We start from the raw sequence: 26,009 nt of genomic DNA on the forward strand, positions 1-26,009 counted from the left end.
GGGCGTCGCCCGGACCGCGACGAGGTCCACCGTCCCCGGCCTGCCGGCCGTCCGGGCGGCCAGCGTGGCGGCGACGTCGTCGGGGAAGTACACGCCCGGGGTGTCCACCACGGCCGTCACCCGGTAGGTGGCGGGCGTGCCGGCCGCCGTCACCCGCAGCCGGTCCCCGACCCGGCCGCCGCTCACGGCGATCTCGTCGGCGGCGCGCGGCGCGCGACCCGCCGTGACCCGGCCGCTCAGCGCGAGCGACGACCATCCGTGCCCGGCGGTCGCGGGATCGGCGGTACGCCCGGCGTCACCGGCCGGGTGTTCCGTTGTCCCGACGACGACGACGGCGGCGGCGGCGGGGAAGCCGACGTCGCCGGCCACGGCCGCCGCCCCCGGCACCCCGGCGGCCGAGGCGACCAGCGAGCGGGGGAGCCGGGCGCGTTCGGGCAGCGCGATGTCCGGCTCCTCCTTGAGGGGGATCGACTGCCGCGCCGAGACCACCACGTCCGCGCCCGACAGCCGCAGGGGCGGCTGAGCGCGGAAGGCCGAGTCCACCAGCACGCCGGTCGCCGTCACCAGCGCCATCCCGCCCAGCACCGCCGCGAACACCACGACCAGGCCGCCCGCCTTGGCGAGCGCCAGCGCGAGCCTGATCACGCGACCCGCTCCGCGCTCAGCCGGGCCAGCCGGACGGCCAGGTCCTCGGCGCTCGGGGCGGGCAGGACGTCGAGGACCCGCCCGTCGGCCATGACCACGGTGTCGTGCGCGCGGGCCGCGGCGGCCGGGTCGTGGGTGACCATGACGACGGTCTGGCCCAGGTCGTCGACCAGCTCGCGCAGGAGGTCCAGCACGTGGGCGGCGCTGCGCAGGTCCAGCGCCCCGGTGGGCTCGTCGGCGAACACCACGTCCGGGCGCGCGGCCAGGGCCCGGACGATCGCCGCGCGCTGCTGCTGCCCGCCCGACAACTCCGTGGGCCGGTGCCGCAGCCGGTCGCGCAGGCCCATCCGGTCGATCAGCTCGCCGAGCCAGGCCCGGTCCGGGCGCACGCCGGCCATCCGCAGCGGCAACGTGATGTTGTCCTCGACGGTGACGGTCGGCAGCAGGTTGTAGGACTGGAACACGTAACCGAGGTGCTTCCTGCGCCACTCCGTGCGGCGGGTCTCCGACATGCGGGTGACCTCGACGCCGCAGATGGTGATCTCGCCGGAGGTCGGCGGCTCCAAGGCGGCGGCGGCCTGCAACAAGGTGCTCTTGCCCGAGCCGGACGGCCCCATCACGGCCACGAACCGGCCGCGCGGGAAGGCCAGCGAGACGTCGTCGAGGGCGACCACGTCCCCGTAGGTCTTGCTGACCCGCTCCAGCATGACGACCGCGCCCATGCCCGTGCCCGCGCTCATGATCGGCGCCCGGCGAGGTGCAGGACGATGAGCCCGGCGATGGCGCCCACGCCCACCACGCCCGCCATCAGCCCGACGGGGTTCAGATCGCCTCGCGTGACGATGTTGGCCACCACGTTCACCGAGGCTCCGCACACCGCCAGCACCCACAGCAGGGCACGCGACACCGGTCGCCGCGTCCGGGTCCGAGGGCGGTGCGCCGAACGGTCATATGTGTCAATTCTGTACGGATCGCTCATGAAGACGACGCTACGGACATCGGCCGCCGCGATGAATCCCGCCAGCAACCGAAAGGACGGTACAGACTGCTGTAGTACGTCAGGCACAAGACCATGCATCTCGGAGGAAGACACTGTGAAGCGGATCGGCGTCATCGGGGTGGGCGAGATCGGCCGGGCCATCGTGACGGGCCTGTGCGAGGGCCCCGGCGAGCGTCCCGAGGTGTTCCTCTCGCCACGGGGAGCGCACGCGGCGGCGGAGCTGTCGGAGCGCTACGAGGACGTGCACGTGTGCGCCTCCAACCAGGAGGTCGTGGACCGCTCCGAGCTGGTCGTCGTCGCCGTGCGCCCCCCTGACCGGCACGAGGCGCTGGCCGGCCTGCGCGTGGACGACGACACGATCGTGGTCAACGTGATGGCCGGCGTGTCCGTCGAGGAGCTGCGCAAGATCCTGGACACCGGCGCCACCCTGGTGCGCGCCATCCCCCTGCCCGCCGTCCGCGAACGCGACTCCGTCACGGTGACCTGGCCGGCGCACCCGGCGACCGACGCCCTCTTCGGACGGCTGGGCGGCGTGCTCGCGGCCGAGGACGAGGCGGCCTTCAACGTCTTCTCCGCGCTGACGGCCACGCTCACCACCCACCTGTCCTACCTGGCCACGCTCAGCACGTGGGCCACCGGGCACGGCGTCCCGCCCGAGGTCGCCGAGGGCTACGTCCGCGGGCTCTTCCAGGAGCTCGGGCGGGCGCTGGGCGACGAGAGCCGTTCCCTGGCCCGGCTCGCGGCCGACCACGAGACCCCGAACGGCAGCAACGAACGCGTCCGCACCACCTGGTTCACCCCGGCCAGGTCCGAGGCCCTCGCCGAGACGCTCGACGACCTGCTCGACCGCCTCACCTGACCGCGGGCGCCCCGGCGCCAGGGACGTGTGGCGGCCTGGTCGTCCAGGAGCGGTCCGGGCTCAGCCGGGCCGGTGGGCGACGGTCAGCAGATGTCCGCTGACGCCCAGCAGCGAGGGCTCCGACTCCATCGAGCGCTGGGCGTCCAGGAGCAGGGCCCGGCGTCCGGGGTCGTCGAGCCAGTCGTTCACGTCGCCGTGCAGCCAGAACGTGCCCTCCAGGCCGTACCGGGCGGCCTCGGGCAGAGCGGCGTCGGCGAACTCGGCGGGAACCTCGTCCGGGTGGTGGAAGTAGGCCGGGAAGCCGCGCCGGGGGGAGAGCATCACGCCGTGCGCCGCGGCGGCGTGGGCCGCCTCCCGCTGCCGTTCCTCCAGGTAGGTGCCCAGGTTCACGGTGTCGAGCACGGCCGCGTACCGGTTGATGGTGGCCGCGGCCACCACGCCGCCGGGCCGAACGGCACGCCGGGCCTCGCTCAGCGCCCGCACCCGGTCGGCCCGCTCGGACAGGTGGTAGAGCGGGCCCAGCAGGAGGACGGCGTCCACGCCGCCGTCGGGAACCGGCAGCCGCCGCGCGTCGCCCGTCGCGGCGCGTAGCCCCGGCACCAGCGCCGCCCGCTCCACGTGCAGCGGCACGGGGTCCAGCAGCTCCACCTCGTATCCGTCGGCCAGCAGCCATTCGGCGTGCACGCCGGTGCCGCCGCCCACGTCGAGGACCCGGGCCGGGGGCGGCGGCAGCGTGCGGCGCAGCACGTCCTGGGTGCGCCAGAACTCCAGGCGGCCGCGCCCCTGGCGCAGCCGGTCGTGCTCCAGGCCCTGTGCGTAGTAGGCCAGTACCTCTCGTGTCACGGTCATCGTCGATCGTGACCGTACGGCCGCGCGGGCGGCAACGGATTATCACTCCACCGCGAAGGACTGCGCACTTCTTTATCCGGGCGTGTAAATTTATCCATATGGATAACTCTCAGGTCTGGCGGCTCGTCCGGATCCTCTTCGCCGTCGTACTCGTCCTCTCGATCGCCACGCTGGGCGTGGCCGCCGTCGTCGGCGGCAACTGGGTGGTGTGGCTGCGCGCCGCCGCCGTCGCCGCGGCCTCCGCCTGGCTCGTCTCCCTGGCCGGGCAGGCCGCCCAGGGCAGGCGGGCCGCCTACGTGCGCATCCGCTTCGTCTCCTTCGCCGCGCCGATCGGCGTCGTCGTCATCCTCCTCGCGCCGGACAGCGGCTACCCGGTGTGGATGAAGGCCGAGCAGGCGGTGGTCGGCGTCCTGGTCGCCGCCGTCGCGGTCGTCGTCAACCGCCGTGCCGTGCGCGCCGCGTTCCCGAAGCGTGGCAAGCTGGGCTGACATGGAGAGCTCCGGAACCCGTCAGGCGGCCACCGAGGCCCGCAAGGCCCAGATCGCCTCCGCCGCGATCGCCGTGCTGGCCGAACGGGGTTACGCGGAGACCACGTTCGAGGCCATCTGCGGTCATGCCGGGCTGAGCAGCAAACGGCTGATCTCCTACCACTTCTCCACCAAGGAGCAGCTCTTCGAGGCCGTCGTCCGGCAGGTCGTCACCGACGCGGCCGCCTTCATGCGGCCGGCGATCGAGGCCGCGTCCGGAGCCCGTGCCCGGCTTGAGGCGTTCATCAGGGCGAACATCGCCTTCATCGCCGCCCACCCCGCCCACGTGCGCGCGGTCCAGCAGATCGCGTTCGGCCGCGCGCCCGTGGGGGGCGGCGAGCAGGACGCCGCCGTCGCCAGGCTGGCCGCCCTGTTCGAGGACGGCCAGCGCACCGGCGCGTTCCGGGCGTTCGACAGCGTGCTGATGGCCACGTCCCTGCGCGCCTGCATCGACGCCGTGGCCGACCGCGTCGCCGGCGGCCTCGACCCCGGCCACTGCGCGGACGAGCTCGTCGACCTCTTCGACCGCGCCACCGCCGGAACACCCCGCTCGTCCTGACCGGCCGTCGGGCATGATGGCCGGCATGCCGGATCTCATCGACCCCACGGCCGGGCTGCGGACGTCCTTCCTGGAGGCGGTGGCCGAGTTCCGCGCCGACCGGGACTTCCCGGTCCCGTGGTTCGTCCAGGACGTCGATCCCGAGGCCCTGACCGACCCGGCGGCCTTCGCCGCGTACGCCGGCCGGCTGCTCGGCGAACGCACCGAGGCGGGCACGCGCGCGGGTTTCGTGCCGATGACCACGCTGTGGTGGGCCGACGGCGACCGCTTCCTCGGCAGGCTGGCCGTCCGCCATCGGCTCACCCCTGAGCTGGAGAGGCTCGGCGGCCACATCGGCTACGACGTGCGCCCCGGCGCCCGGCGGCTGGGGCACGCGACGGCGATGCTCGCCGCGGCGCTGCCGATCGCGCGACGGCTGGGCATCGCCCACGCCCTGGTCATGTGCGACCGGACGAACACCGCCTCCCGGCGGGTCATCGAGGCCAACGGCGGCCGGCTCCTCGACCTCACCGAGCGCAAACGCCGCTACCGGGTGCCCACCGGCCCCGAATAGCCGCTCACCCGCGCCGCAGCAGCAGCTCGATGCCGTCGAGCAGGCGGTGGATGCCGAACTCGAAGATGTTCTCCGGCTCCGACGCCTCGAACGCCTCGTCCCCGAACTCCGACACCATCGGCAGCCGCTCCGCCCCGATGCTGCGCGCGAACGCCTCCTTGCGGGCCCGCGCCCACTCCCGCCGCGAGTGCCGGCTGGTACGTGCGGCCTGCGCCTCGTGGGCGAGCGGCACGGCGGCGCTCTGCACGTACGTGCCGATCAGGATGGCGACCTGGACGAGCGTGGCGAAGTCGAGCCCGTGGCCGTCGAGCGCGCGCATGCGCCAGTCGGTGTAGGCCATCAGCGCGGGCGCGACCGGCGGCCGGGTGGTGACCGCGACCAGGTGCGACATCCACGGGTGCCGCCGGTAGAGCTCCCACTCCAGCCGCGCGGACAGCTCCAGCCTGGCCCGCCAGCCGTCCGGCCCCGGCTCGGGCAGCGGGCGGGCGGCGAAGACGGCGTCCACCATGAGGTCGTTGAGCTCCTCCCGGCTCGGGACGTACCGGTAGAGGGACATCACGCCGACGCCCAGGTCCGTCGCGATCCGGCGCATCGACACCGCGGCGACCCCCTCCCGGTCGGCGAGCGCGACGGCGGCCCGTACGACCCGGCCCTGGTCGAGCGCCGCCTCGGCGGCCCGTCCGGCCGGGGCCGCGGGCTCCTCGGCGGGCGGGGGCTCGGCGAGCCGCGCCCGGTAGGCCCTCGTGCGGCAGGCGCGCGAGCAGTAGCGCCGGGGCCGCCCCCGCTCCGCCGTCCGGAGCTCCCGCCCGCACACCTCGCACGCCGCCACGTAGCGCCCCTTTTCGTCACCGCCGAATTCTGTGACGAAATTATACTTCATCCCTTTAAAGCCGCATTAATCGGCAATTGATGTACGGTGTATTTATGACTCGTGCACCGTACGTCAATTCTGTGACGAAAATGGCTCTTGAACTCCACCATGTGACGAAACTCCACGGCGGCGGCGCCACCGCCGTGACCGCGCTCGACGACGTGTCCCTGGCGATCCCGCACGGCACCTTCACCGCCGTGATGGGCCCGTCGGGCTCGGGCAAGAGCACGCTGCTGCACTGCGCGGCGGGTCTGGACCGGCCCGACTCCGGATCGGTCGTCCTCGACGGCCACCGCCTGGACGGCCTCGACGAGGCGGCGCTGACCCGGTTGCGGCGCGAGCGGATGGGGTTCGTCTTCCAGTCCTTCAACCTGGTGCCCACACTGACGGTGGCGCAGAACGTGACGCTGCCCATGGAGTTCGCCGGCCGCCGCGCCGACGGGCGGCGGGTACGGGCGCTGCTCACCCGGCTCGGCCTGGGGGAGCGGACGGGACACCGGCCCGGCGAGCTGTCCGGCGGCCAGCAGCAGCGGGTGGCCATCGCCCGCGCGATGCTCGGCGAACCGGCCGTCGTGTTCGCCGACGAGCCGACCGGCGCGCTCGACACGCAGGCCGCCCGCGAGGTGCTGGGCCTCCTGCGCCAGGCCGCCGCCCAGGAGGGACGGACGATCGTGATGGTGACCCACGACCCGGTGGCCGCCTCGTACGCCGACGTCGTGGTGTTCTTCGCCGACGGCCGCGTCGTGGACCACCTGACACGCCCCGACGCCGCCACGGTCGCGGCCCGCATGGCCCGCCTGTCGGCGCCCGTCCACGCGGGAGGCGTGCGATGAGGTGGCGGCTGGCTTTCGGCACGATCGGCGCCCACCGGGCGTCCTACCTGGCCTCGGCCGCCGTCATGGCGGCCGGCACCGCGCTGCTCACGGCGTTCGCGAGCCTGCTGGAGACCGGCCTGGGCACGAGCCGCGACCAGGGCTTCCTCGTCATGCTGCCGGCCATCCTGGGCGGCTGGACCCTGGCGATCGTGGCCTTCGGCGTCGTGTCCACCGTGTCGCTGACCATCGGGCACCGCGAGCGCGAGCTGGCCCTGCTGCGCTCGATCGCGGCCACCCCGCGCCAGATCCGGCAGAACGTCGTGCTGGAGACGCTCCTCGTGGCCGTCCCCGCGATCGCCGCCGGGCTGCCGCCGGGCGCCGGGCTCGGGGCGGTCGTGCTGGCCCGGCTGGCGGACGGCGGCCTCGTCGAGGCGGGCGTCGAGCCGGTGGCGGGCTGGCCGAGCGTCGCGATCGGCGCGGGCACGTCCCTGGCCGCCGCCCTGGCCGCCGCGATGATCTCCAGCCGGCGCGCCGCGTCCATCCCGCCGGTGCGGGCGCTCGCCGCCGCCGCGCCCGGCCGGTCACTCGGCCGGGGCCGCGTCGTCGCCGGCGCGCTGCTGCTGGCACTGGGCCTGAGCCTGTCGGTGACGACCCTGTTCATGGACGACGGCCCCCTGCTGTCCAGCACCGCGGGCCCGGCGGGCGTCGCCGTCGCGGTCGGCCTGGCCCTGCTCAGCCCGGTCGCCGTACGGCCGGTCGGCCGGCTGGCCGAGGCCAGGCTGGGCGCGTCCGGGCGGCTGGCCGTCCGCAACCTGCACGCCCGCGCCCAGCACACCGGGAGCGTGGCCGGGCCGCTGATCCTCCTGGTCGGCATCGCCGGCGGCACGCTGTCCATGCAGAGCACCGAGGACGGCCTCCACCGGGGCGCCGCCGACGTCAGCGCGCGGCTCGCCCCGGTGAACTACCTGGTCGTCGCCATGATCATCATGTTCACGGCGATCGTCGTGGTCAACACGCTGATCGCCGCCACCCGCCGCCGGAGCCGCGAGTTCGGGCTGCTGCGGCTGTCGGCCGCCACCCGAGGGCAGGTGATGGCGACGGTCGTGGCCGAGGGCGTGGTGACCGCGCTCCTGGCCGTCGTGCTCGGCACGGTCGCCGCCGCGGCGACCACCGTGCCGTACAACCTGGTCAGGACCGGCTCGCCGATGGCGGCCGGGCCCGGCTGGACGTACGCGGCCGTCGCCGGGGGCGCGTTGCTGCTCGTGCTGGCGGCCTCGATCCCCACGGCCGCGGGGGCGCTGCGGGTCGGGCCGGTCGAGGCGATGTCCGCCCCCTGACCGGCGGGGGGCAGCCCGCCGTCCAGGCGCGGAGCCTGTCGGGGTTGCGTACGGCCCAGAAGTGGCTGATCCGGTCGTTCGCCACCTCGAAGGCCATCACCGCCACGGTCACACCGTCCTGCTGGGCCACCAGGCCGGGCCGGCCGTTGACCGTGCGCTCCAGGATCGCCAGGCCGGCCGCCGCCGTCACCGCCGTCCTGGTCGGCCGGAAGGTGGTGCCGGAGCTCGACGTCATCGCGGCCCGCACGCCGCGGGGCAGAATCTGACCTCGGGGTAGCGCGAGGACGGCTCGTCCAGGAGGGGCTGCCGCTTCGACTTCAGGTGCAGGTCGAGGAAGGCGGCCACGTACGTGCGGGTGAGCTCGGCCGCGCGCGCCGCGGGCAGGACGCCGGAGGCGGGCCTGATCCCGAGGGCGCCGGCCATCAGCGGCCCGTCGGTGAAGGACTGATGTTCCGCCCCCGACAACACGAGCCAGCGCTTCCACCCGGTCAGCAGCTTCCAGTCCCGCTCCCACGAGGTGTCGCGACCGCCGGGGACGTGCTGCGGCGACCCCAGGAACAGGAACGGCCGGGAGAACCCGTTCTTGGGGATGCGGGCGTAGGTGGTGCCGTCCATGTCGACGCCGGCGCGCACGCGGGAGTCCCGCACCATGGTCGCCATGGCGCTCGCCCCGCCGATCGACTGGCCGACCATCGCGATCTTGGATCGGTCGATCAGGTCGGACCCACGCCATTTCGCCGGAAGCTGGTCGAGCACGAAGGAGACGTCGGCCGCCCGTCCCGCGACCACCCCCGTGCCGAAGCCCGGGTCGGTGTCGCTGTCGCAGGCCAGGCATTCGGCGACCCGCCCGCCGGGGAGGGTCGTGGCGTAGCTCTCGTAGGTGTGGTCGATCCCGGCCACCACGTACCCGCGGCTGGCCAGGTCCTCGGCCAGGGACGTGAGCGTGTTCATCGGATTGGTGAAGCCGGGGGACAACACCACCAGCGGCAGGTTCCGGCCCGCGGGTTCGGCGTCGGCGACGGCGTTGGTGCGCGTCCCGCTGAGCGTGCCGTCCGGCACGCTCCCGACCCCCAGGCGCCGCAGGCCGAGCTCCGCCTCCTGCGGTGTCATGTACGCCGCCCGCCGCCCGTCTCGCCGCTCGGCCGGATACCACAGGGTGACCTTGAGCTCCCTGGCGTCGACGTCGAGGTTCCAGGGGTCGGGGCGGAGGGCGTCCTTCAGGTAGAGGGCGGTGGTGCCGACCGGATGGGCGCCGGTGGGGGCGGGCAGCGTGGCGGGCCCGGCCGGCGCGGCCGACGGCACGGCGGACCGGGGCGGCATGGGCGCGGAACAGGCGGACGCGGCCAGGACGACCAGTCCCGCGGCGACCGCCGGGAGCCGTCTCATCGAGAGGTCCATTCACTCCTCCAGCAAGGTGAGGGCCTTGGCCAGCGCGGGGTCGCGCCCGGCGGCCGCGTCCCGCGGGGTCGGCGGCACGTGGTGGTCGGGCGGCACGCCGATCCGGTCGATCACCTCGCGATCGGGCCCGAGGTGGTGCCTGACGGGAAAGCTCAGGGTGGTGTTGTCGGCGAGCAGGAACGGCCGCGCCGGGCCGGAGATGACGCCGGCGGTCCTGGTGCCGACCAGCCGGCCGAGGCGCAGGTCCTTGATCGCGGAGCTGAAGTGCTCGCACGCCGAGGCGCAGCCGCGGTCGATGAGCACCACCAGCGGCAGGCCGATCAGTTCGACGGTGTCGTCGGTGCGCGAGGTCTCGCACCTGCCGTCCACGGTGCACTGGTAGGCGGTGACCTTGCCGTGGCCGAACCCGCTGACCAGCCGGGTCGCCTCCACAGGACTGCCGCCGCCGTTGCCGCGCAGGTCCAGCACGACGCCGGACAGGGGACGGCCGGTGCGCATTCTGGCGATCGCCTTCAGTACCCGGTCCGCGGAGTCGGGGGCGAACCCGCGCAGCCGTACGTAGGCGACGTCGTCGTCCAGCAGCTTCGAGGTCACCACTCGCAAGGTGGCCCAGTCCCGCTGGTAGAGGCCGGGCTTGAGCGTCACGTTCCAGCGGCGGCCGGTGCTCTGCCGCAGGAGCCGCAACCGGACCGGGCGCGCCTCCGGGTACGCCGGGTGGAGGGCGGCGATCGCGGGGGTGGCCTTCCCGTCGATGAACGGCGCCGATCCGTTGACCGACTCGATGACGTCGCCCGGCCGCAGCCCGGCCGCCCGCGCCGCGCCCCCCTCCACGGCGGTGACGAACACCGGCGGGACGGCGACGCCGGGGTCGCCGTCCGCCTGCGGGCCGTTGACGTTGGCCAGGAAGCCCAGGCCGTAGCCGTCGCCGTCGTAGTGGTCGGGGGGCTGCTTGATGTCGTGCGCCCAGCGGGCGTGGTCGTCGCCGAGGGCGGCCACGATGGCCTCAAGGGTGACGACGGCCAGCTTGTCGCGAAGGTCGGGGACCTGATCGGTGATCCTGCGGTAGGCGGCCTCGAAGGCGGCCCAGTCGGTCCTGCGGTCGCCGGTCAGCGCCGGCATGGTGGCCTCGGGCAGGTCGCGTCCGTTGCGGTTGAGCTCCCGGATCAGGGCGGCGAATCCGGCGCTCAGCAGCGCGCGGGCGTCCAGCGTGGCGCCGCTGTAGTAGGTGCCGAGGATGCAGAAGTAGGCCTGTTCGATGACGTCGATCGTGGTGGCCGTCTCCGGGCCGGGAGCTCCCTGGGGCGGCGCGCAGACCGTACCGGCTGCCGCGCTCGCCTGGCCACGCGGCGGCGTCGGGGCCGTGCAGGCCGCCGCCAGGAGGAGGACGAGCCCGGCGGACGCGATCCTGGTGACGGTCATGACAGGCGCCTGCGGATCCACCAGAAGCAGAACCACGACAGGCCGAGGGCGAGCAGGGCGTAGATCCCGGTCTCGATCCACTGGAAGGGCCAGAAGCGCTCAAGGGGCTGGTAGGTGGCCCGCTGCCGATAGCCGAGCCGGTTGAGCTCGACCATGCAGCCGCCCCCGGCCCCCGCCGACGGCGCGCAGGGCCCCGACGTGGTGGACACCCGGGCGGTGCCATAGCCGCCGTCGCCGCCGTCGCCGCCGAGCACGCGCCCGGACGGATCGAGCAGGTCGGTGGACAGCACCCAGGCTCCCGCGTCACCGGGAACCGCCGACCTCAGACGGATCTCCACATATCCGCCTCGGTCCCGGTTGATGCCGATGCCGTCCACGTTCGCCTTGCCGAGTTCGAAGGTCGCGGTGATCGGGGGCATCAGGTGCGGCCGGACCAGCAGCGGCATGGCGAACTGGAAGGCGGCGAAGACGGCCAGCGTCAGCGCCATGGCGGGCAGCGTGCGGCGTACCAGCATGCCCACGGTCACGCCGAGGACGAAGGTGAAGGCCGCGTACCCCAGCGGGGCGATGCCGCGCGCGCCGAACACCAGAGGAGCCATCAGGGCCAGGCTCTCGGAGGCTGACCTGTCCAGAGGGCTGGACCACCAGGTCACCATGAGACCGCACAGACCGGCGACGGCCACGGCGGTCAGGCCCATGAGCCCGAGCTTGACCGCCAGCCAGCGGCCGCGGGTGATGCTCTGGTTCCACACCATCAGGTGCGTGCCCGCCTCCAGCTCGCGGGTGATCAACGGTGCTCCCCAGAAGACCCCGGCGAGGGCGGGCAGGAGCAGCACGACGAGGGTCAGGCCCATGAACGAGGTCTCGTGCCCGCCGAAGAAACGGTTGTAGAAGCGGTCGCAGGTGTCGTCCTGGACGCAGGCCGCGATCCCGGCGGAGTAGTCGGAGGCCAAACCGGGGCCGGTCAGGGCCAGGACGACGGCGAGGACGACGAGCAGGGCGGCCGTCGCCGCGGCCGAACCGCGGAACTGGCGCCAGGTCAGCCAGATCATCGGCGCACCTCCAGGGCGACTCGCCGGTCCGCGCTGTGCTTGTCCAGGTAGGCCAGGACGAGGTCTTCCAGGCCCAGTGGGGTGACCGTCCAGGCGGGGTCGTGGATGGGGGCCTCGGTGCGGATCACGTACGTGCTCTGGCGGTCGGTGTGGCGCGCGCAGACTACGTGCTGGTCGGCGGGCAGCCGGTCGGGATCGCGGCGCGGGCCGGTGAGCCGGTGATGGGTGGCCAGCAGGTGCTCGACCTCCCCGGACACCTGGACGCGGGAGTCGACGAGCACGATCAGGAAGTCGCACACGCGTTCCAGGTCGGAGACCAGGTGGGAGGAGAGCACCACGCTGAACTCGTGCTCGACCGTGGCCTCCATCAGTCCCTGGAGGAACTCCCGGCGGGCCAGCGGGTCGAGCGAGGCGACCGGCTCGTCCAGGATCAGCAGCTCGGGCCGCTTGGCCAGGCCCAGGGTGAGGGCGAGCTGGGCGCGCTGGCCGCCCGACAGCCTGCCCGCCCGATGGGCGGGATCGAGACCGAGCCGCGCGATCCGGTCCCGCGCCATGGCGGCGTCCCAGCGGGGGTTGAGCCGCGCGCCCAGCCGCAGATGATCGGCGACGCTCAGCCCGGCGTAGACGGGGGTGTCCTGGGCGACGAACCCGACCTTGGCCAGCTGCGCCGGGCCGCCCGCGGGACGGCCGTCCAGCACGGTGATGCCGCCCGCCGACGGCTCCAACTGGCCGCTGGCCAGCTTCAGCAGCGTCGTCTTGCCGGCTCCGTTGGGGCCCACCAGCCCCACGACGTATCCCGCCGGGACGTCGACGGTGCACTCGCGCAGCGCCCAGCGCCTGCCGTACTTGCGGCCCAGTCCCTGGGCCTTCAAGACACTGTTCACGCTATGTCCTCCTGAGCGGCGGTCCGAAAGGTGGTCATGAAGAGGGCCTCGATGCTCTCGTCGTCGAGGCCGGCGCGGCGGGCCTTGGCGAGCCAGCGCCGCAGTTCCAGCCGGAGCGGGCCGTGCGCGGCCAGCGAGGCGTTGGTGAGCGTCGCCGTCACGAACGTCCCCACCCCCGGCCGGGCGGCGACCAGGCCCTCGTGCTCCAGTTCGCGGTAGGCCTTCAGGACGGTGTTGGCGTTGATCGCCAGATGGGCCACGACCTCCTTGACGGTCGGCATCTGGTCGCCCTCGCGCAGCACGCCGAGCCGCAGCGCGTGCCGTACCTGCTGGACCAGCTGCAGGTACGGCGAGACGCCCGACCTGCTGTCCAGGTGGAACTCGATCACCGGCTTCTCCATTTATCTAGCCTGCTAGCACTTTAGAGTCCCAGATGTTAAAGGATCATAAGGAGCGCTGTACAGGAGGCGAGGAGGGCGCTGATCCAGACGCCGGGCCCGCGTCTGAACGGCCAGTGCCCCCTGGACGTGATCCGGTGGGCGAGCGCGGCCGCGGCCGCCACGACGGTCCACAGGAGAAGGGCCGCCGCCGTCCGGCGGGGGAGGGGTGGATCGGCGGACATCAGGCCGAGTAGCAGCATGTAGCCGACGAAGGCCACACGGGCCAGGAGGCGGCAGAAGGTCGTCACCGTACTCGGCCACGACAGCACCGACTGGAAATACCTCCAGGTGCCGCCCGCGGCCAACGCTCCGCTCTTCCACGAGCCGAACTTCGACGACAACGTCCGCGGTTGACGAGCCCGTTCCCGCCGGGATGGCGGCGGCGATGACGAAGACGGCCGGCCATCGTGCGATGGCGTGTACCGGGACAACGGCACCGCCCGACTCCCGGCGTGTCCCCCACGCGGCCCGCCGCCACTCAACCTGCAGCCCGGCACCCACTCGGTGACGAACGCCGTATGCCTGCGCACCCGCCTGCTACGAGCGGCCCGCGATGCTGGAGCTCGCCGGGGACGTGACCGGCCGGCGCGCCGAGGAGCTCCGCGAGATCGAGCCCACCCGCACGAGGTTCCCGGCCTTCGTGTTCTTCGTCCTGGAAGCGGACTGACGGCCCGCAGGAGCCCGGTGGCGCCGGGTCGACCAGGCCGAACGCCACCCCAAGCCCGGCCGGCCCCGGCCCTCGTACGCCGCCGCCACGCCCGAGGTCAGGGGCGTTCTCCGCGCTGCACCGCCCGCAGGTCGAGCCAGCCGATCAGCTTGACGTCCTCGCCGTCCAGGACTTCCCGGACGTCGGGGTCGGTGAACAGGGCCAGCTCCCAGCCGCGCTTGGCCGCGCCCGGCATGATCGCGCGCAGCTCGTCGGTGTCCTCGAAGGGGTGGATGTAGATCTCCGTCACGCCCGGCCGCAACGAGCGCAGCAGGCCGATCATGTCCTTCTTGAGCGACTCGTAGTCGTCGCCGTCGGCCTGCTGGAAGGGCAGCGACCACAGGCGGTCGAGGATGACCACCCCGGCCTCGTCGGCCATCGCGGCCAGGGCCCGCGCCACGGGCTCCAGCTCCTCCGGCGCGCCGGTGCCCTCCAGCGAGCGCGGCAGGCGGAAGGGCAGGCCGAACTCGGCGCACACCGACAGGACGACGTCGAGGAAGTGGCGGCCGGTGGCCAGGCCGTACAGGCTGCCCATGTGGTTGTCGGCGTGCGAGGGGTCCAGGCCGAGCGCGACGGCCTTGCGGATCTGGTTGACGATCTCGACGCGGACCTCGTCGGGGTCGGCGGACCGCTCGAAGGAGGCGCAGTCGCGGAAGAAGTAGCCGGTCTCGTCCACCAGCGTGGGGACGGGCCGGTCGCGGGTGACCGGGCCCCAGCGGTAGCCCTCCCACTCGCTGGTCAGCGTCAGGTGCACCCCGACGTCGAAGCCCGCGGCCTCGGCGACGGCCTGCGGCGCCCACGGGCAGGGCGTCATCACCGTGGCCGAGCTGATCGCCCCGGCCCGCAGCAGGGAGGTGATGCCGAGGTTGGCCGACCGGCTCATGCCGTAGTCGTCGGCGTTGACGATGAGCAGCCGGTCGTCGGGGGCGTGGCCGAGCCGGGAGGCGAGCGTCATCAGGGAACCCTTCGTAGGTGGAGGCTCGTGCGGCTCGGCGACCGCGGCCAGGTCGACGTCGTTCTCCGGCAGCACCGGCATGGGCAGGACGGCCTCCAGCGCCTCGGCCGGCCCGCGCACCGAAGGTAGGCCGGAAATCTTCCAACCGATCGTGCAGCACGGGACGACCTCCGTCAATTCTCGGTCCGGGTGGCGTACTTGCCGGGCGGGCGCGTACGCGAGACGGTGGCCAGGTGCCTGACATCCCCGGTCCCCCTCCCGCGCCGGACGGCGGGCTGAGCGCCGTCGCGGCCGCCGGCGGCCTGCACACCTACCAGCTCCGGCTGCACGAGCGGTACGGCCCGCTGGTGCGCTTCCAGCTCCCCGGCGTACCGGCGGCGATCTCGGTGGCCGACCCCGTGCTGCTGGAGGCCACGGCCGCGATCGACGAGCGCCCCGACGAGCTCTTCGAGTTCCTGGCCCCCCTGTGCGAGGCCGGCAACCTGCAGACGCTGCCCGCCGACGAGCACGGCCCCTTCCGCCGGGTCCTGCTCTCGGTCCTCGCCGGCCGCCGGTCGCACGAGGCGCACTTCGCCGGCTTCGTCACCCTGGCCACCGAGCTGGCCGACCGCTGGGAACGCCGCGCCGCCGACGGCCCGGTGGCGCTCCAGCAGGACCTGAGCGAGCTGTCCCTGCGCATGATCGCCCAGTACGCCCTGGGCGGCGGCCTCGCCGACCCGGCCCGGGTGGTGAGCGCGTTCGAGACCGTGCTGACCGTGCACCTGGGCCGCCTGTACGAGCGCGACGACGACCGGGCGCGCGGCGAGCGGGCGCTGGCGTATCTGCGCGAGGTCGTGGACGGGGTCCTGGCCCGCGGCGGCAGCGAACTGGTGACCGCCCTGGCGAAGGCGGACATGTCGCCCGCCCGGATCAGGGACACCGTGCTCATGATCATGCTCGCGGCCCACCACACCACCGGCGTGGCCGTCTCCTGGACCCTGCACCTGCTCGCGCGCAACCCCGGCCCGGCCGCGCTGGTGACCGCCGAGCTGGACGACGTGCTGGGCGAGCGCGCCGCCCCCGACTATGCCGACCTGCGACGGCTGCCGTACCTGGAGATGGCGCTCAAGGAGTCGATGCGCCTCTACCCACCCGGCCCGTACGGCGCCCGCGAGACCACCGAGGACCTCACCCTGGGCGGCCACCACGTCCCGGCGGGCACCACGATCTTCTACCCCTTCTGGGCCGTCCACCTCGATCCGCGCCACTGGCCGGACCCGCACGCGTTCAGACCCGACAGGTTCACCCCCGAGGCGCAGGCCGCTCGCCACCGCTACGCCTACCTTCCCTTCGGCCTCGGGCCGCGCGGCTGCGAGGGCGCGAGCCTGGCCATGGTCGAGGCCGAGCTGGTGCTCGCCGTGCTGCTCAGGAGGTTCGCCTTCGAGCCGGTCGAGGACCATCCGGTGACGCCCGTCGAACGCTTCGTGCTGTGGGCCGAGCACGACATCCGCATGCGCCTGACCGGCCGCCGCCCCCGCTGACGCGCCGGACGGGTGTGGCGGGTCTTGCCTCGGCGTGCGCGCTGGCATATGAGTGATGCACGCTCGTTCGGACGCCGCCCATGCATGGGAGAGTCGATGAACATCCGCGGAAAGGCGACGGCCACTGTGGCGGCCGGCGCCCTGGTCACCCTCACCGCCCTCACCGCCGGCGGCCCGCCCGCCTCGGCCCGGACCGCCGCCCCGGGGGTGACGCACGAGGAGAACCCCCGGGTCCCCGTGGGCGCCGCCTGGACCGAGGCGTATTTCCCCTCCTCCGACGGCAGCGGCGTCGAGCTCCACGCCGACGTGCTGCGCCCGGCGTACCTGCCGGCCGCCGCGCGGACGCCGGTGATCGTCTCGGTCGGCCCCTACTTCGCCCACGCCGGGCAGACCGGCCCCGAAGGCTGGGACCGGGTCGGCCCGTCGGCGCGCTTCCAGGACTTCGTCGACGGCGCCGGGCTGATGGCCCGCGGCTACACCTTCGTGATGGTCGACCTGCGCGGCTTCGGCGGCAGCACCGGCTGCCTGGACTGGGTCGGCCCCGGTGAGCAGGCCGACGTGCGGGCCGCCGTCGAGTGGTCGGCGGCCCAGCCCTGGTCGTCCGGCAAGGTCGGCATGTACGGCAAGTCCTACGACGCGGTCACCGGCCTGGTCGGCAACAATCTCAGGCTGCCGAGCCTGAAGGCGGTCGTCGCCCAGGAGCCGGTCTGGAACATGTACAACTACCTGTTCAGCAACAAGGTCCCGCGGCCCAACGTCACGGGCACGCCGCAGGCGTACAACTCGATCGCGACGATGCCGCCGATGGCCGACGACAGCGACCGGTACAAGGCGAACGCCCAGTACGAGACCGCCCATCCCGCCTGCCTGACCGACAACGTCACCAACAACAACAATCCCGACCTGCGCTCGGCCTACTGGCGGGCGCGCAACCTGGCCGACCGGGCGTCCGGCACCAGCACGCCGCTGCTGGTCACCCAGGGCTTCATCGAGCCCAACACCAAGCCCGAGGACATGGAGGTCTACCTCGCCAACCACCGGGGCCGCGAACGCGGCTGGCTCGGCCAGTGGGAGCACGTGCGCGGCAACGACACCGACGCCCAGGGACGGCTGCTGCAAGGGCGCGCGGGCTGGTTCGACGAGGTGATGCGGTTCTACGACCAGTACCTGCGCGGCGTGCGGCCCTCGGTGGCCGACCCGGCGTACGCGGTCGAGGACAGCCTCGGCCTGTGGCGCGCCCAGCCGACCTGGCCGGTGGCCACGACGTCGTACGAGGCCCGGCTGTCGGCCGGCGCGTACCTGGACGACGGCGGCGGCGCCGCGACGGCGACCTCGACCCCCTCGGGCCGCTGGGACATGGAGCACGCGCCGCCCCTCGAACCGCTCACCACCGCCGAGAAGAACTCGGCCAGGCAGAGCGCGGCCGCATCGAGCAGCTTCTGGACCTGGTCCACGCCCGCCGCCGAGAAGCTCAGGCTCACCGGCACGCCGAGGATCAGGCTCGACGCGAGCACGAGCGGGAACGTGATGGTCCGCCTGTGGGACGTCGCCCCCGACGGCCGGGCCACCATGTTCGACGAGAACGTCGCCCTGCTGGAGCGCGCCGGCCCGGCCGCGTTCGACCTGAAGTCGCCCGACTGGACGTTCGAGCGGGGGCACCGGCTGGGCGTCCAGATCGGCACCATCGAGTCCAACGGCTGGCTGGACGTGCCCTCGGGCAACACGATCAGGGTCTCCGGCGCGCGGCTCGGCCTCGACCTGCTGTCGGCGCGGTCCGACGTGGCCACCCAGGGCGACCGCTCGCCGTACCTGGACCGGTACCTCGCGGCCTACACCACCACCCTCGGCGGCGTCGGCGCCGGCACCTTCCCGCTGCGGGTGTCCCGCCACTGACCGGGCCGGAAGCGCGCCGCGGCGGCCGCCTGGGCGGAGGGTACGGCCGGCAGCAGGACCGAGCAGGCTGCCAGGGCGATGCGGGTCGTCAGGGCTCGACGCCGTGACGGTCACCACGGGTGCGCAGGAAACCGGTCACCGCCTCGACGCCGAGGCCGACGGCACGCTCGTCCGCCGCGAAGTCCGGGGCGTGCGGCGTGCCCTCCTCGCCGACGCCGAAGAAGAACATCGCTCCTGGAGCCCGCTCCAGGAAAAGTCCGAAATCCTCCCCGTTGAACGGATAGGAGGCGTTCAGCAGCATGGCGTTCAGGTGACGCGCGCCGGCCCGTGCGTGCTCCGGCGAGTTGACCGACGCCGGATGACGCCCGACGAACCGTACGCGGTCCCCGGCCTGGGCGCGCAGCAGCGAGCGGATGTCGTCGTACCGGCTGTCCGGCCAGGCCCGGACCCAGCCCTGCACCGCGTCCGGCTCGCGATGGGCCTGGGCGTGGACGAAGGTCGCCAGCGGGCCGCCGGGGACGCGCATGTCGGCCGCCAGCCGGGCCATGCCTTCGGGGGTGGTCGGCGGGGTCACCGTCGACAGGCCCTCGACCAGGGCCTCGAACCGCCGCGCCTCCTCGGGCGACAGGCCCTCGATGCGGAAGATGTCCTGGCCGGGGTGCCCGAACCCCGGGGCCACCGCGAACGTCCCCGTGGGCAGAGGCGCGCAGTGCACGGCGTACACCTCCTGCGGCGGGACCGCGTCCAGGGCCCCGTCGGCGATCATGGCGCGGGCGCCCTCGCAGGTCTCCTCGGCGGGCTGGAAGAAGAAGACCGTCCGGCCCGAGGACTGCTCGCGTGCCAGGGCCCGCGCGACGCCCACGCCGATCGCGGTGTGCACGTCGTGCCCGCACAGGTGTTCCGCGCCGCCGGGCACGGCGACCGCGTCCATGTCGGCCCGGTAGCCGATGGCGGGCCCGTCGCCCGCGTCCAGGACGGCCACCACGCCGTGGCCGCCCACGCCCGTCCGAACCTCCAGGCCCGCCGCCCGCAGCGCGTCCGCGACCAGGGCCGCGGTGCGCCGCTCCTGGCCGGCCGGTTCGGGGTGGCGGTGGATCTCGCGGCGTAACTCGATCAGATCGTCGTCGCTCATGGCCGCATGCTGACACATCGCCCCGGCCCCCGTCCGGGGCGACGTGCCGGCGTCAGTTCGCCAGGCCGGTGAACATGCCGGGCTCGTAGGAGCCGCCCGGGTTGCGGACGATCACGTTGAGCCGGTTGTTGGCGTTGATCATGGCGATCAGGGAGACCAGCGCGACGATCTGGTCGTCGTCGTGGTGCTCGCGCACCCGGGCCCAGGAGTCGCCGCTGCCCCAGGCCGTCCAGGACCTGTCGTCCGCCGCCGTCGTGGCCGGTCGCACAGGAGATGCCGGCCACCGGGCGCCTGTGACAGCGATCCGCGCCCCATGAGGTGATTTGGGATGACGCCGGTGTCAACGTTGCATACTTCCCCCATGATTTTCACGCAGCCAGAGCTCGACTACCTGGCCGGACAGCACCTCGGCCGCCTGGCCACCGTCTCCCCCTCCGGAGACGTGCAGAACAACCCCGTGGGCTTCTTCGTGGACGCCGCCTCGGGCACGATCACCATCGGCGGGCACGCGATGGGCGCCTCCAAGAAGTTCAGGAACGTCCAGCGGGGCAGCACGGTCGCCCTCGTCGTGGACGACCTGGCCTCGGTCGACCCGTGGGTGGTGCGCGGCATCGAGATCCGGGGCACGGCGGTGGCCTCGACCGACCATGAGCCGCCGGTGCCGTACTTCTCGCGGGAGGTCATCACGATCACGCCCACCAGGATCGTCTCGTGGGGGATCGACGGAGGGCGGTCGTCGCGGATCGTCTGAGGGGCGCGGGCCGGCGTCCGGCCGTCAGCTCGGCGGACGCCAGCCGTGCGCGAGGAGGTCGAAGACCTGCTCGACGGCCCCGCGAAGATCCTTCCGCCCCCGGGTGAGCGCCGGCGTCTCCAGGACGAACCGGGCCAGCGCGTGGCAGGCGACGTCGTCGGGGGCCACGCCCGCGTCCTCGGCGACGGCCGTGCCGAGGGCGGCGGTGTGCCGGGTCCACATCCGTTCGTAGTACTCCAGCAGCGCCGGCGTGGACTCCACCAGCGCGGTGAACTCGGCCCGCAGCGGATGGGCCGCGAGCGGCGGCCAGGACGCCAGCACGTGCCCGCGCAGCGCCTCGACGATGCTCTGCCCCTCGGGGCGCCCGCGCACCGCCGCGACCAGCTCCGCCTCCCGGTCCTCCTCCTCGTCGAAGACCAGCGCCTCCTTGCTCGGGAAGTGCTTGAACAGCGTGGTGGTCGACACGTCGGCCGCCTCGGCGACGTCCCGGACGCTCACCCGGTCGTAGCCGCGCTCCAGGAACAGCCGCAGGGCGGCGTCGGCGATGGCCTTGCGGGTGGCGGCCTTCTTGCGTTCGCGGCGGCCGGTGACGGGTGGCGTGTCCATGCCGCCCACCCTAGCAAAAGGTGGCATGAGGCAATAAGTGGACCGGTTGCACTTTTGTACTTGTTCTGCTTCTCTGGGACCGTACCCACCCGGCCCTCTGAACGAGAGGTTCAGCCATGCGCTCACCCGCACCCGCCGCCGCGCGGATCCACGTCATCGGGGCAGGCCCCGGCGGGCTCACCTGCGCCCGCGTCCTGCAGCGGCACGGCATCCCCGTGACCGTGCACGAACGCGACCCCCACCCGCGGGCGCGCGACCAGGGCGGCACGCTCGACCTGCACGCCGACGACGGGCAGGTCGCCCTGCGCGAGGCCGGCCTGCTCGACGGCTTCTTCCGGCTGGCCCGCCCGGAAGGGCAGGAGATGCGCCTGCTCGACCCGGCCGGACGGCTGCTGGACCACCACGTCCCGGCCGAGGACGAGCTGTTCAAGCCGGAGATCGACCGGGGCGCGCTGCGCGACCTGCTGCTCGGCTCGCTGGAACCGGGGACCGTGCGGTGGGGCCAGGCCGTCGAGCAGGTCACCGGCCCGGCCGGCGGCCCGCGGCGGGTGCGTTTCACCGACGGCACGTCCGTCGAGGCGGACCTCGTCGTCGGGGCCGACGGCGCGTTCTCCCGCGTGCGGCCGGCGGTGTCGGCGGCCGTGCCGCGCTACACCGGGGTCACCTTCCTGGAGGCGTGGTTCCAGGACGTCGGGAACGCGCACCCCGACCTCGCCGAGCTCGTCGGCCAGGGCGGCGCCACCGCGGCCGACGGCGACCGCGCCCTGTTCGCCCAGCGCAACGGCGGCGACCACATCCGCGTCTACGTCATCCAGCGCCTGCCCGCCGGCTGGATCGCCGCGAACGGCCTGAACGCCGGCGACACCGCCGGAATCCGCTCCTGGCTGCTCGACGCCTTCTCCGGCTGGTCGCCGTCGCTGCTGCGCATGATCAGCGGCAACGACGGGCGGTACGTCGACCGTCCGCTGTTCGCGCTGCCCGTCCCGCACGCGTGGGAGCGGTCGCCGTCCGTGACCCTGCTCGGCGACGCCGCCCACCTGATGCCGCCGCTCGGCGCCGGCGCCAACCTGGCCATGCTCGACGCCTGCGAGCTCGCCCTCGCGCTGGCCGGCTCCGCCACGGTGGCCGAGGCCGTGGCCGCGTACGAGACGACCATGCTCCCGCGCGCGGCGGAGGCGGCCCGGGCCCTTGAGCACGGCGCCGAGGCCCTGCTCGAACGGCACCAGAGCGGCGAGCTCGCCGCTCTCGCCCCGCCCCGCCGTTGACCCAGGCGCAGGTGGGCTAGCGTGTCGCCGCGGTCACGAACATCGGCAGGGCGAGGAACAACCGCCCGGTCCGGCCGCGCTCGCGCTGCTCGGCGAGCCAGGTCTCGGCCTGCTCGTCGGTGACGGCCCCGGCCGCGCGCGCCTTCCCGGCCAGATCGGCCAGCGCGGGCACCATCGTCGCGTCGGTGCACACCGTGGTGCGCACCTCGACGGTGACGTCGGTGAAGCCCGCGTCCAGCAGGAGGTTGCGGCTGCGGCGGACCACGCGCGGCGCCCTGACGAGGTCGGCGCGGGCGTGCACGATCCGGCGGGTGAGCGCGGCGTCGCCGGAGTCGATGACGAAGGTGTCCCAGTCCTGTCCGAGCAGCACGATCCGCCCGCCGGGGGCGAGCACGCGCCGCGCCTCGGCGACGGCGCGGGCGGGATCGTCCAGGACGTGGAACACCTTCTCGGCCCGGTAGCCGCGCAGCTCGCCGTCGGCGAAGGGCAGCTCGTACGCCTGCGCCACCCGGAACTCACCGGCCGGCCAGCGCCCGCCCGCCACGCTGATCATCCGCTCGTCGGGGTCGACGCCGATCGCCCGCGCGCCCCGCTCGGCCATCTCCGCCACCGCGCGGCCCGATCCGCAGCCGACGTCGGCCACCGCCGCCTCCGGGACGAGGTCGAGCAACTCGTAGGAACGCGCACGCAGCTCGCCCGCCCCGGGCATGTTGTCCGCCATGTCCAGCAGGGCGATGAGCGCGTCGGTCTCTTCGCCGGTACGGCCTGTCGTCTGGTTCTTGGTCATGTGGGGGATCCTGCGGCTTCAAGTCCACTTGAAGTCAAGTGGCCCTCCCTAGGATCGCCGGTCCTGGGAAGAGCGCTCCGTTCCTCCGGCGGCCGGGTGCGGGCATGGTGGGGTGCGGCCGATCCGAGGACCGGCCCCGAGGAGGAAGAGCGGTGATCAGGCGATGAAGGCTGTGCGGTTCCACGAGTACGGCGGGATCGACGTCCTGCGGGTGGAGGAGGTCGGGCGTCCGGTGCCGGGACCGGGTCAGGTGCTGGTCGAGGTGCGCGCGGCCGGGATCCAGCCCGGCGAGAGCATGATCCGCCAGGGGGCGCGGCACGGGCGCTGGCCGGCGACGTTCCCGTCCGGGCAGGGCAGCGATCTGGCCGGTGTGGTGGTGGAGGCCGGTCCGGAGGTGCGCGGGTTCGCGGTGGGCGACGAGGTGCTCGGCTTCACCCACGGCAGGGCGAGCCACGCCGAGTTCGTCGTGGTGGACGACGTGGCCCTGACCCTGCGCCCGGCGGGACTGCCGTGGGAGGTCGCCGGGTCGTTGTACGTGGCCGGCACGACGGCGTACGCCACGGTGTTCGCGGTCGATCCCGGGCCGGGGGAGACGGTGGTGGTGTCCGGGGCGGCGGGCGGTGTCGGGTCCATCGCCGTGCAGCTCGCGCGGCGCCGGGGGGCGACGGTGATCGGGCTGGCGAGCGAGGCGAACCACGCCTGGCTGAAGGGGCACGGCGTCGTGCCGGTGGCGTACGGGGAGGGCGTGGCCGAGCGGATCAGGGCGGCCTCCGGCGGGAACGTGGACGCCTTCATCGACACCTACGGGGACGGCTACGTGGAGCTCGCGGTCGAGCTGGGCGTGCGGCCCGAGCGCATCGACACCATCTGCGACTGGGCGGGCGCGGCCAGGGTCGGCGCGCGGACGTTCGGGGAGGGTGCGGCCGCCTGCGCCGTCGTGGTGGGGGAGCTGGCCCGGCTCGCCGCGCGGGGCGAGCTGGAGGTGCCGATCGCCGGCGTGTACCCGCTGGAGCGGGTGCGGGACGCCTTCGGCGAGCTGGAACGCCGCCACGCCCACGGCAAGATCGTGCTCCGGCCCTAGATCGGGCGACGGGCAGTACGGCAGGCCGCCCGCCGTCCCCACGGGGTGCGTCGCCTGCCGGGGCCGCGTAGGCTACGTCGGGAAACGCTTGTGATCCACGACCAGGAGACCGGACATGGCAGGTGACGACGACATCTCCGGGTGACACCGGAGGTTGATCGGCCCCGGCGTGAGCGCGTGAGCGCCGCCGGCGAGGCCCTGTTTCGTCGTCCCCGAATCCCTGTCCTTCTCACCGGGCGGTTTCGGCGCGCCCGCGTCCTCCTCCGAGGTTCACATGGTCTCCCACCCCTGCCCGCCGGTCAGTGACGCGCTGCTGGCCCACGATCTCGTCCGGACGCTCGGCACGCGGCGCGTGCTCGACGGCCTGTCGCTCACCGCCGCCCCCGGCCGCCGGATCGGGCTCATCGGCGAGAACGGCGCGGGCAAGTCCACCCTGCTGCGGCTGCTGGCCGGTGCGGACGAGCCCGACTCCGGCACCGTCGTACGCCCCGCCGACCTGGGCTTCCTGCACCAAGAGCTGCCGTTCGCGGCCGGTGACACGCTCGCCGACGTGCTCGACGACGCCCTGCGGGAGGCGCGGACGGACCTGGCCGAGCTCGACCGGCTCACCCGCGAGCTGGCCGGGTCGCCGGACGACGCCGCGCTGCTCGAAGCGTACGGGGCCCGGCTCGACCAGGCGCAGCAGCGCGAGTCCTGGGACGCCGACCGGCGCGCGGAGATCGTCCTCGACCGGCTGGGGCTGGGCGGCGTGCCGCGTCCGCGCGCGCTCGGGTCGTTGTCCGGCGGGCAGCGCGGCCGGCTCGCGCTGGCGGCGCTGCTGATCAGGCGGCCCGCCGCGCTCCTGCTGGACGAGCCCACCAACCACCTCGACGACGACGCCGCCGTCTTCGTGGAGGAGGAGCTGCGCGGCATGACCGGCGTGGTGGTCGTGGCCAGCCACGACCGGGCCTTCCTCGACGCCGTCTGCACGGACCTGCTCGACCTCGACCCCGCCGTGGACGGCCCCGTCCGGTACGGCGGCGGCTACAGCGCGTACCTGACGGGGAGACGCGCCGAGCGCGAACGCTGGGAGCGGCGTCACGCGGCCGAGCAGGAGGAACTGGACGAACTGCGTCGCGCCGTCGCCGTGACCGCGCGGCGGGTGGCCCAGGACGGGCTGCGCCGCGACAACGAGAAGATGGGCTACGGCCACCGCGCCGGACGCGTGCAGCAGCAGATCTCCCGGCGGGTGCGCGAGGCCGCCCGCCGGCTCGCCGAGCTGGAACGCGATCAGGTCCCCGCCCCGCCACCCCCACTCCGCCTCACCGCCCCCCTCCTCCCCCCGAAGAAGGACCCCGCCGCTCCCCGGGAAGCCCCCCTCGCCACCCAGGAAAAGCGCGTCGCCACCCGGGCAGAGCCCGTCGCCACCCGGGAAGACCACGTCGCCGCCCGGGAAGAGCCGGTTGCTCCTGGGGAGGGCCGTGGCGGCGAGCCGCTGCTGTCGGTGCGGGGCGTCGAGGTGGCGGGGCGGCTCTCGCTCGACCGGCTCGACCTGAGCCCGGGGGACCGGTTGCTGGTGACCGGCCCGAACGGCGCGGGCAAGTCCACCCTCCTCGCGATCCTGGCCGGCGACCTGGAACCGGCCGGGCGGGTACGGCGGCGGCCGGGGCTGACCGTCGGCCTGCTGCCCCAGGACACGACGTTCGAGCACCCCGCCCGCACGGTCCGGGAGACGTACGAACGAGCCCTGGGGCCGGAGCGGGCCGAGGCCGTGCCGCTGCGCTCGCTCGGCCTGATCCGCCCGCGCGACCACGGCCTGCGCGTGGGCGAGCTGTCGGTCGGCCAGCGCCGCCGCCTCGCGCTGGCGCTGCTGATCGCCGATCCGCCCGACGTCCTGCTGCTCGACGAGCCCACCAACCACCTGTCACCCGGCCTCGCCGACGAGCTGGAGGCGGCCATGGCCGAGGACGGTCCGGGCGCGATCGTGGTGGCGAGCCACGACCGCTGGCTGCGCGACCGCTGGCGGGGCCGCCGCCTGCGCCTGCCGGCTGACGGCTGAGGTACATCCCGTAGTACCCGAGAGCTACGCGGGAAGTGAGCTCCGCAGCGGGAGGCCCGCGAGCCGG

General features: G+C 73.9%; 27 protein-coding genes and 1 pseudogene. 13 read left to right on the forward strand and 15 right to left on the reverse strand.

Annotated features, from left to right (window positions below):
- The 3 genes and pseudogenes from ABZ815_RS44745 to ABZ815_RS44755 all read right to left on the reverse strand — a co-directional run.
- Positions 1 to 645 (reverse strand): annotated as a pseudogene (locus tag ABZ815_RS44745) (ABC transporter permease); the annotation flags it as partial.
- Complete coding sequence (locus tag ABZ815_RS44750) at positions 642 to 1,367, reverse strand: ABC transporter ATP-binding protein (RefSeq protein ID WP_357707922.1); 726 nt, start codon at positions 1,365 to 1,367, stop codon at positions 642 to 644. The gene ABZ815_RS44750 and the pseudogene ABZ815_RS44745, both read right to left, overlap by 4 nt.
- A gap of 14 nt (positions 1,368 to 1,381) precedes the next feature.
- On the reverse strand, positions 1,382 to 1,552 hold the full coding sequence (locus tag ABZ815_RS44755; protein ID WP_357707812.1) for a hypothetical protein: 171 nt from the start codon (positions 1,550 to 1,552) through the stop codon (positions 1,382 to 1,384).
- A 187-nt stretch (positions 1,553 to 1,739) separates the two neighbouring features.
- Here ABZ815_RS44755 and ABZ815_RS44760 point away from each other — a divergent pair, with 187 nt between their 5' ends.
- Positions 1,740 to 2,504, forward strand: coding sequence for an NAD(P)-binding domain-containing protein (locus ABZ815_RS44760; protein WP_357707813.1), 765 nt, complete (start codon positions 1,740 to 1,742; stop codon positions 2,502 to 2,504).
- 60 nt (positions 2,505 to 2,564) lie between these two features.
- On the opposite strand, the gene ABZ815_RS44765 is transcribed toward ABZ815_RS44760, so the two are convergent.
- A complete protein-coding gene (locus ABZ815_RS44765; protein WP_357707815.1) occupies positions 2,565 to 3,353 on the reverse strand; it encodes a class I SAM-dependent methyltransferase in 789 nt (262 codons plus the stop codon).
- A gap of 98 nt (positions 3,354 to 3,451) precedes the next feature.
- Between ABZ815_RS44765 and ABZ815_RS44770 the strand changes: the two genes are divergently transcribed.
- The 3 genes from ABZ815_RS44770 to ABZ815_RS44780 are packed head-to-tail and all read left to right on the forward strand — an operon-like array spanning position 3,452 to position 4,992.
- A complete protein-coding gene (locus ABZ815_RS44770; RefSeq protein WP_357707816.1) occupies positions 3,452 to 3,841 on the forward strand; it encodes a hypothetical protein in 390 nt (129 codons plus the stop codon).
- 1 nt (position 3,842) lies between these two features.
- Positions 3,843 to 4,439: a TetR family transcriptional regulator gene (locus ABZ815_RS44775; RefSeq protein ID WP_357707818.1), complete on the forward strand. Its 597-nt coding sequence runs from the start codon at positions 3,843 to 3,845 to the stop codon at positions 4,437 to 4,439.
- A gap of 25 nt (positions 4,440 to 4,464) precedes the next feature.
- Positions 4,465 to 4,992 (forward strand): GNAT family N-acetyltransferase, encoded by a 528-nt coding sequence (locus ABZ815_RS44780; RefSeq protein WP_357707820.1) that lies wholly within the window; start codon positions 4,465 to 4,467, stop codon positions 4,990 to 4,992.
- Between the two features lie 4 nt (positions 4,993 to 4,996).
- On the opposite strand, the gene ABZ815_RS44785 is transcribed toward ABZ815_RS44780, so the two are convergent.
- Positions 4,997 to 5,821, reverse strand: coding sequence for a TetR/AcrR family transcriptional regulator (locus ABZ815_RS44785; protein ID WP_357707822.1), 825 nt, complete (start codon positions 5,819 to 5,821; stop codon positions 4,997 to 4,999).
- 131 nt (positions 5,822 to 5,952) lie between these two features.
- Between ABZ815_RS44785 and ABZ815_RS44790 the strand changes: the two genes are divergently transcribed.
- The 3 genes from ABZ815_RS44790 to ABZ815_RS44800 are packed head-to-tail and all read left to right on the forward strand — an operon-like array spanning position 5,953 to position 8,281.
- Positions 5,953 to 6,696 (forward strand): ABC transporter ATP-binding protein, encoded by a 744-nt coding sequence (locus ABZ815_RS44790; RefSeq protein WP_357707824.1) that lies wholly within the window; start codon positions 5,953 to 5,955, stop codon positions 6,694 to 6,696.
- Positions 6,693 to 8,015, forward strand: coding sequence for an FtsX-like permease family protein (locus ABZ815_RS44795; RefSeq protein ID WP_357707825.1), 1,323 nt, complete (start codon positions 6,693 to 6,695; stop codon positions 8,013 to 8,015). The genes ABZ815_RS44790 and ABZ815_RS44795 overlap by 4 nt, the downstream gene beginning before the upstream one ends.
- Before the next feature lie 44 nt (positions 8,016 to 8,059).
- Positions 8,060 to 8,281, forward strand: coding sequence for a hypothetical protein (locus ABZ815_RS44800; RefSeq protein ID WP_357707826.1), 222 nt, complete (start codon positions 8,060 to 8,062; stop codon positions 8,279 to 8,281).
- Here the strand turns inward: ABZ815_RS44800 and ABZ815_RS44805 are convergent.
- The 6 genes from ABZ815_RS44805 to ABZ815_RS44830 form a co-directional block, all read right to left on the reverse strand.
- The gene (locus tag ABZ815_RS44805) at positions 8,247 to 9,401 is read right to left on the reverse strand and encodes an alpha/beta hydrolase (protein WP_357707827.1); all 1,155 of its coding nucleotides are present in this window, start codon (positions 9,399 to 9,401) and stop codon (positions 8,247 to 8,249) included. The two genes, ABZ815_RS44800 and ABZ815_RS44805, sit on opposite strands and share 35 nt — an antisense overlap.
- A 12-nt stretch (positions 9,402 to 9,413) precedes the next feature.
- Entirely contained in the window at positions 9,414 to 10,832 is a 1,419-nt protein-coding gene (locus ABZ815_RS44810; protein ID WP_357707829.1) for a S41 family peptidase, read from the reverse strand.
- Complete coding sequence (locus tag ABZ815_RS44815) at positions 10,829 to 11,884, reverse strand: ABC transporter permease (protein ID WP_357707830.1); 1,056 nt, start codon at positions 11,882 to 11,884, stop codon at positions 10,829 to 10,831. The genes ABZ815_RS44810 and ABZ815_RS44815 overlap by 4 nt, the downstream gene beginning before the upstream one ends.
- A complete protein-coding gene (locus tag ABZ815_RS44820) occupies positions 11,881 to 12,768 on the reverse strand; it encodes an ABC transporter ATP-binding protein (RefSeq protein ID WP_357707831.1) in 888 nt (295 codons plus the stop codon). Before ABZ815_RS44820 ends, ABZ815_RS44815 begins: the two co-directional genes overlap by 4 nt.
- Positions 12,765 to 13,169: a GntR family transcriptional regulator gene (locus ABZ815_RS44825; RefSeq protein ID WP_357707833.1), complete on the reverse strand. Its 405-nt coding sequence runs from the start codon at positions 13,167 to 13,169 to the stop codon at positions 12,765 to 12,767. Before ABZ815_RS44825 ends, ABZ815_RS44820 begins: the two co-directional genes overlap by 4 nt.
- A gap of 803 nt (positions 13,170 to 13,972) precedes the next feature.
- Complete coding sequence (locus ABZ815_RS44830; protein WP_357707835.1) at positions 13,973 to 14,989, reverse strand: polysaccharide deacetylase family protein; 1,017 nt, start codon at positions 14,987 to 14,989, stop codon at positions 13,973 to 13,975.
- 113 nt (positions 14,990 to 15,102) lie between these two features.
- Between ABZ815_RS44830 and ABZ815_RS44835 the strand changes: the two genes are divergently transcribed.
- Together ABZ815_RS44835 and ABZ815_RS44840 are read left to right on the forward strand one after the other, a co-directional pair.
- Positions 15,103 to 16,389, forward strand: a complete 1,287-nt coding sequence (locus tag ABZ815_RS44835; protein ID WP_357707837.1) for a cytochrome P450 — start codon at positions 15,103 to 15,105, stop codon at positions 16,387 to 16,389.
- A gap of 96 nt (positions 16,390 to 16,485) precedes the next feature.
- Positions 16,486 to 18,282: a CocE/NonD family hydrolase gene (locus tag ABZ815_RS44840; RefSeq protein WP_357707839.1), complete on the forward strand. Its 1,797-nt coding sequence runs from the start codon at positions 16,486 to 16,488 to the stop codon at positions 18,280 to 18,282.
- A gap of 88 nt (positions 18,283 to 18,370) precedes the next feature.
- Here the strand turns inward: ABZ815_RS44840 and ABZ815_RS44845 are convergent, their stop codons facing one another.
- Together ABZ815_RS44845 and ABZ815_RS44850 are read right to left on the reverse strand one after the other, a co-directional pair.
- Positions 18,371 to 19,414 (reverse strand): M20/M25/M40 family metallo-hydrolase, encoded by a 1,044-nt coding sequence (locus tag ABZ815_RS44845; protein ID WP_357707841.1) that lies wholly within the window; start codon positions 19,412 to 19,414, stop codon positions 18,371 to 18,373.
- Between the two features lie 52 nt (positions 19,415 to 19,466).
- Positions 19,467 to 19,682: a hypothetical protein gene (locus ABZ815_RS44850; RefSeq protein WP_357707842.1), complete on the reverse strand. Its 216-nt coding sequence runs from the start codon at positions 19,680 to 19,682 to the stop codon at positions 19,467 to 19,469.
- A 93-nt stretch (positions 19,683 to 19,775) separates the two neighbouring features.
- On the opposite strand from ABZ815_RS44850, the gene ABZ815_RS44855 reads away from it, so the two are divergent.
- Positions 19,776 to 20,165: a PPOX class F420-dependent oxidoreductase gene (locus ABZ815_RS44855; RefSeq protein ID WP_357707843.1), complete on the forward strand. Its 390-nt coding sequence runs from the start codon at positions 19,776 to 19,778 to the stop codon at positions 20,163 to 20,165.
- 24 nt (positions 20,166 to 20,189) lie between these two features.
- Here ABZ815_RS44855 and ABZ815_RS44860 read toward each other — a convergent pair whose 3' ends face one another.
- Positions 20,190 to 20,771 carry a helix-turn-helix domain-containing protein gene (locus ABZ815_RS44860; RefSeq protein WP_357707844.1) on the reverse strand — a complete coding sequence of 194 codons (582 nt, stop codon included), beginning with the start codon at positions 20,769 to 20,771 and terminating at the stop codon, positions 20,190 to 20,192.
- A 116-nt stretch (positions 20,772 to 20,887) separates the two neighbouring features.
- Between ABZ815_RS44860 and ABZ815_RS44865 the strand changes: the two genes are divergently transcribed.
- Complete coding sequence (locus tag ABZ815_RS44865) at positions 20,888 to 22,036, forward strand: NAD(P)/FAD-dependent oxidoreductase (protein WP_357707846.1); 1,149 nt, start codon at positions 20,888 to 20,890, stop codon at positions 22,034 to 22,036.
- Between the two features lie 16 nt (positions 22,037 to 22,052).
- On the opposite strand, the gene ABZ815_RS44870 is transcribed toward ABZ815_RS44865, so the two are convergent.
- Positions 22,053 to 22,823, reverse strand: coding sequence for a methyltransferase domain-containing protein (locus ABZ815_RS44870; protein ID WP_357707848.1), 771 nt, complete (start codon positions 22,821 to 22,823; stop codon positions 22,053 to 22,055).
- 163 nt (positions 22,824 to 22,986) lie between these two features.
- On the opposite strand from ABZ815_RS44870, the gene ABZ815_RS44875 reads away from it, so the two are divergent.
- Entirely contained in the window at positions 22,987 to 23,904 is a 918-nt protein-coding gene (locus ABZ815_RS44875; RefSeq protein WP_357707850.1) for an NADP-dependent oxidoreductase, read from the forward strand.
- 274 nt (positions 23,905 to 24,178) lie between these two features.
- Complete coding sequence (locus ABZ815_RS44880; protein WP_357707852.1) at positions 24,179 to 25,942, forward strand: ABC-F family ATP-binding cassette domain-containing protein; 1,764 nt, start codon at positions 24,179 to 24,181, stop codon at positions 25,940 to 25,942.
- Positions 25,943 to 26,009 lie beyond the last annotated feature (67 nt).

This window comes from Nonomuraea sp. NPDC047529, assembly GCF_040642995.1.
GTDB lineage: Bacteria > Actinomycetota > Actinomycetes > Streptosporangiales > Streptosporangiaceae > Nonomuraea.

Bases quoted from the DNA above. Each gene is read 5' to 3' on its own strand.
- ABZ815_RS44750 (WP_357707922.1), bottom strand. From the start codon at position 1,367: ATGGGCGCGGTCGTCATGCTGGAGCGGGTCAGCAAGACCTACGGGGAC.
- ABZ815_RS44765 (WP_357707815.1), bottom strand. From the start codon at position 3,353: ATGACCGTGACACGAGAGGTACTGGCCTACTACGCACAGGGCCTGGAG.
- ABZ815_RS44770 (WP_357707816.1), top strand. From the start codon at position 3,452: ATGGATAACTCTCAGGTCTGGCGGCTCGTCCGGATCCTCTTCGCCGTC.
- ABZ815_RS44775 (WP_357707818.1), top strand. From the start codon at position 3,843: ATGGAGAGCTCCGGAACCCGTCAGGCGGCCACCGAGGCCCGCAAGGCC.
- ABZ815_RS44780 (WP_357707820.1), top strand. From the start codon at position 4,465: ATGCCGGATCTCATCGACCCCACGGCCGGGCTGCGGACGTCCTTCCTG.
- ABZ815_RS44790 (WP_357707824.1), top strand. From the start codon at position 5,953: ATGGCTCTTGAACTCCACCATGTGACGAAACTCCACGGCGGCGGCGCC.
- ABZ815_RS44795 (WP_357707825.1), top strand. From the start codon at position 6,693: ATGAGGTGGCGGCTGGCTTTCGGCACGATCGGCGCCCACCGGGCGTCC.
- ABZ815_RS44805 (WP_357707827.1), bottom strand. From the start codon at position 9,401: ATGAGACGGCTCCCGGCGGTCGCCGCGGGACTGGTCGTCCTGGCCGCG.
- ABZ815_RS44810 (WP_357707829.1), bottom strand. From the start codon at position 10,832: ATGACCGTCACCAGGATCGCGTCCGCCGGGCTCGTCCTCCTCCTGGCG.
- ABZ815_RS44815 (WP_357707830.1), bottom strand. From the start codon at position 11,884: ATGATCTGGCTGACCTGGCGCCAGTTCCGCGGTTCGGCCGCGGCGACG.
- ABZ815_RS44825 (WP_357707833.1), bottom strand. From the start codon at position 13,169: ATGGAGAAGCCGGTGATCGAGTTCCACCTGGACAGCAGGTCGGGCGTC.
- ABZ815_RS44840 (WP_357707839.1), top strand. From the start codon at position 16,486: ATGAACATCCGCGGAAAGGCGACGGCCACTGTGGCGGCCGGCGCCCTG.
- ABZ815_RS44845 (WP_357707841.1), bottom strand. From the start codon at position 19,414: ATGAGCGACGACGATCTGATCGAGTTACGCCGCGAGATCCACCGCCAC.
- ABZ815_RS44855 (WP_357707843.1), top strand. From the start codon at position 19,776: ATGATTTTCACGCAGCCAGAGCTCGACTACCTGGCCGGACAGCACCTC.
- ABZ815_RS44860 (WP_357707844.1), bottom strand. From the start codon at position 20,771: ATGGACACGCCACCCGTCACCGGCCGCCGCGAACGCAAGAAGGCCGCC.
- ABZ815_RS44865 (WP_357707846.1), top strand. From the start codon at position 20,888: ATGCGCTCACCCGCACCCGCCGCCGCGCGGATCCACGTCATCGGGGCA.
- ABZ815_RS44870 (WP_357707848.1), bottom strand. From the start codon at position 22,823: ATGACCAAGAACCAGACGACAGGCCGTACCGGCGAAGAGACCGACGCG.
- ABZ815_RS44875 (WP_357707850.1), top strand. From the start codon at position 22,987: ATGAAGGCTGTGCGGTTCCACGAGTACGGCGGGATCGACGTCCTGCGG.
- ABZ815_RS44880 (WP_357707852.1), top strand. From the start codon at position 24,179: ATGGTCTCCCACCCCTGCCCGCCGGTCAGTGACGCGCTGCTGGCCCAC.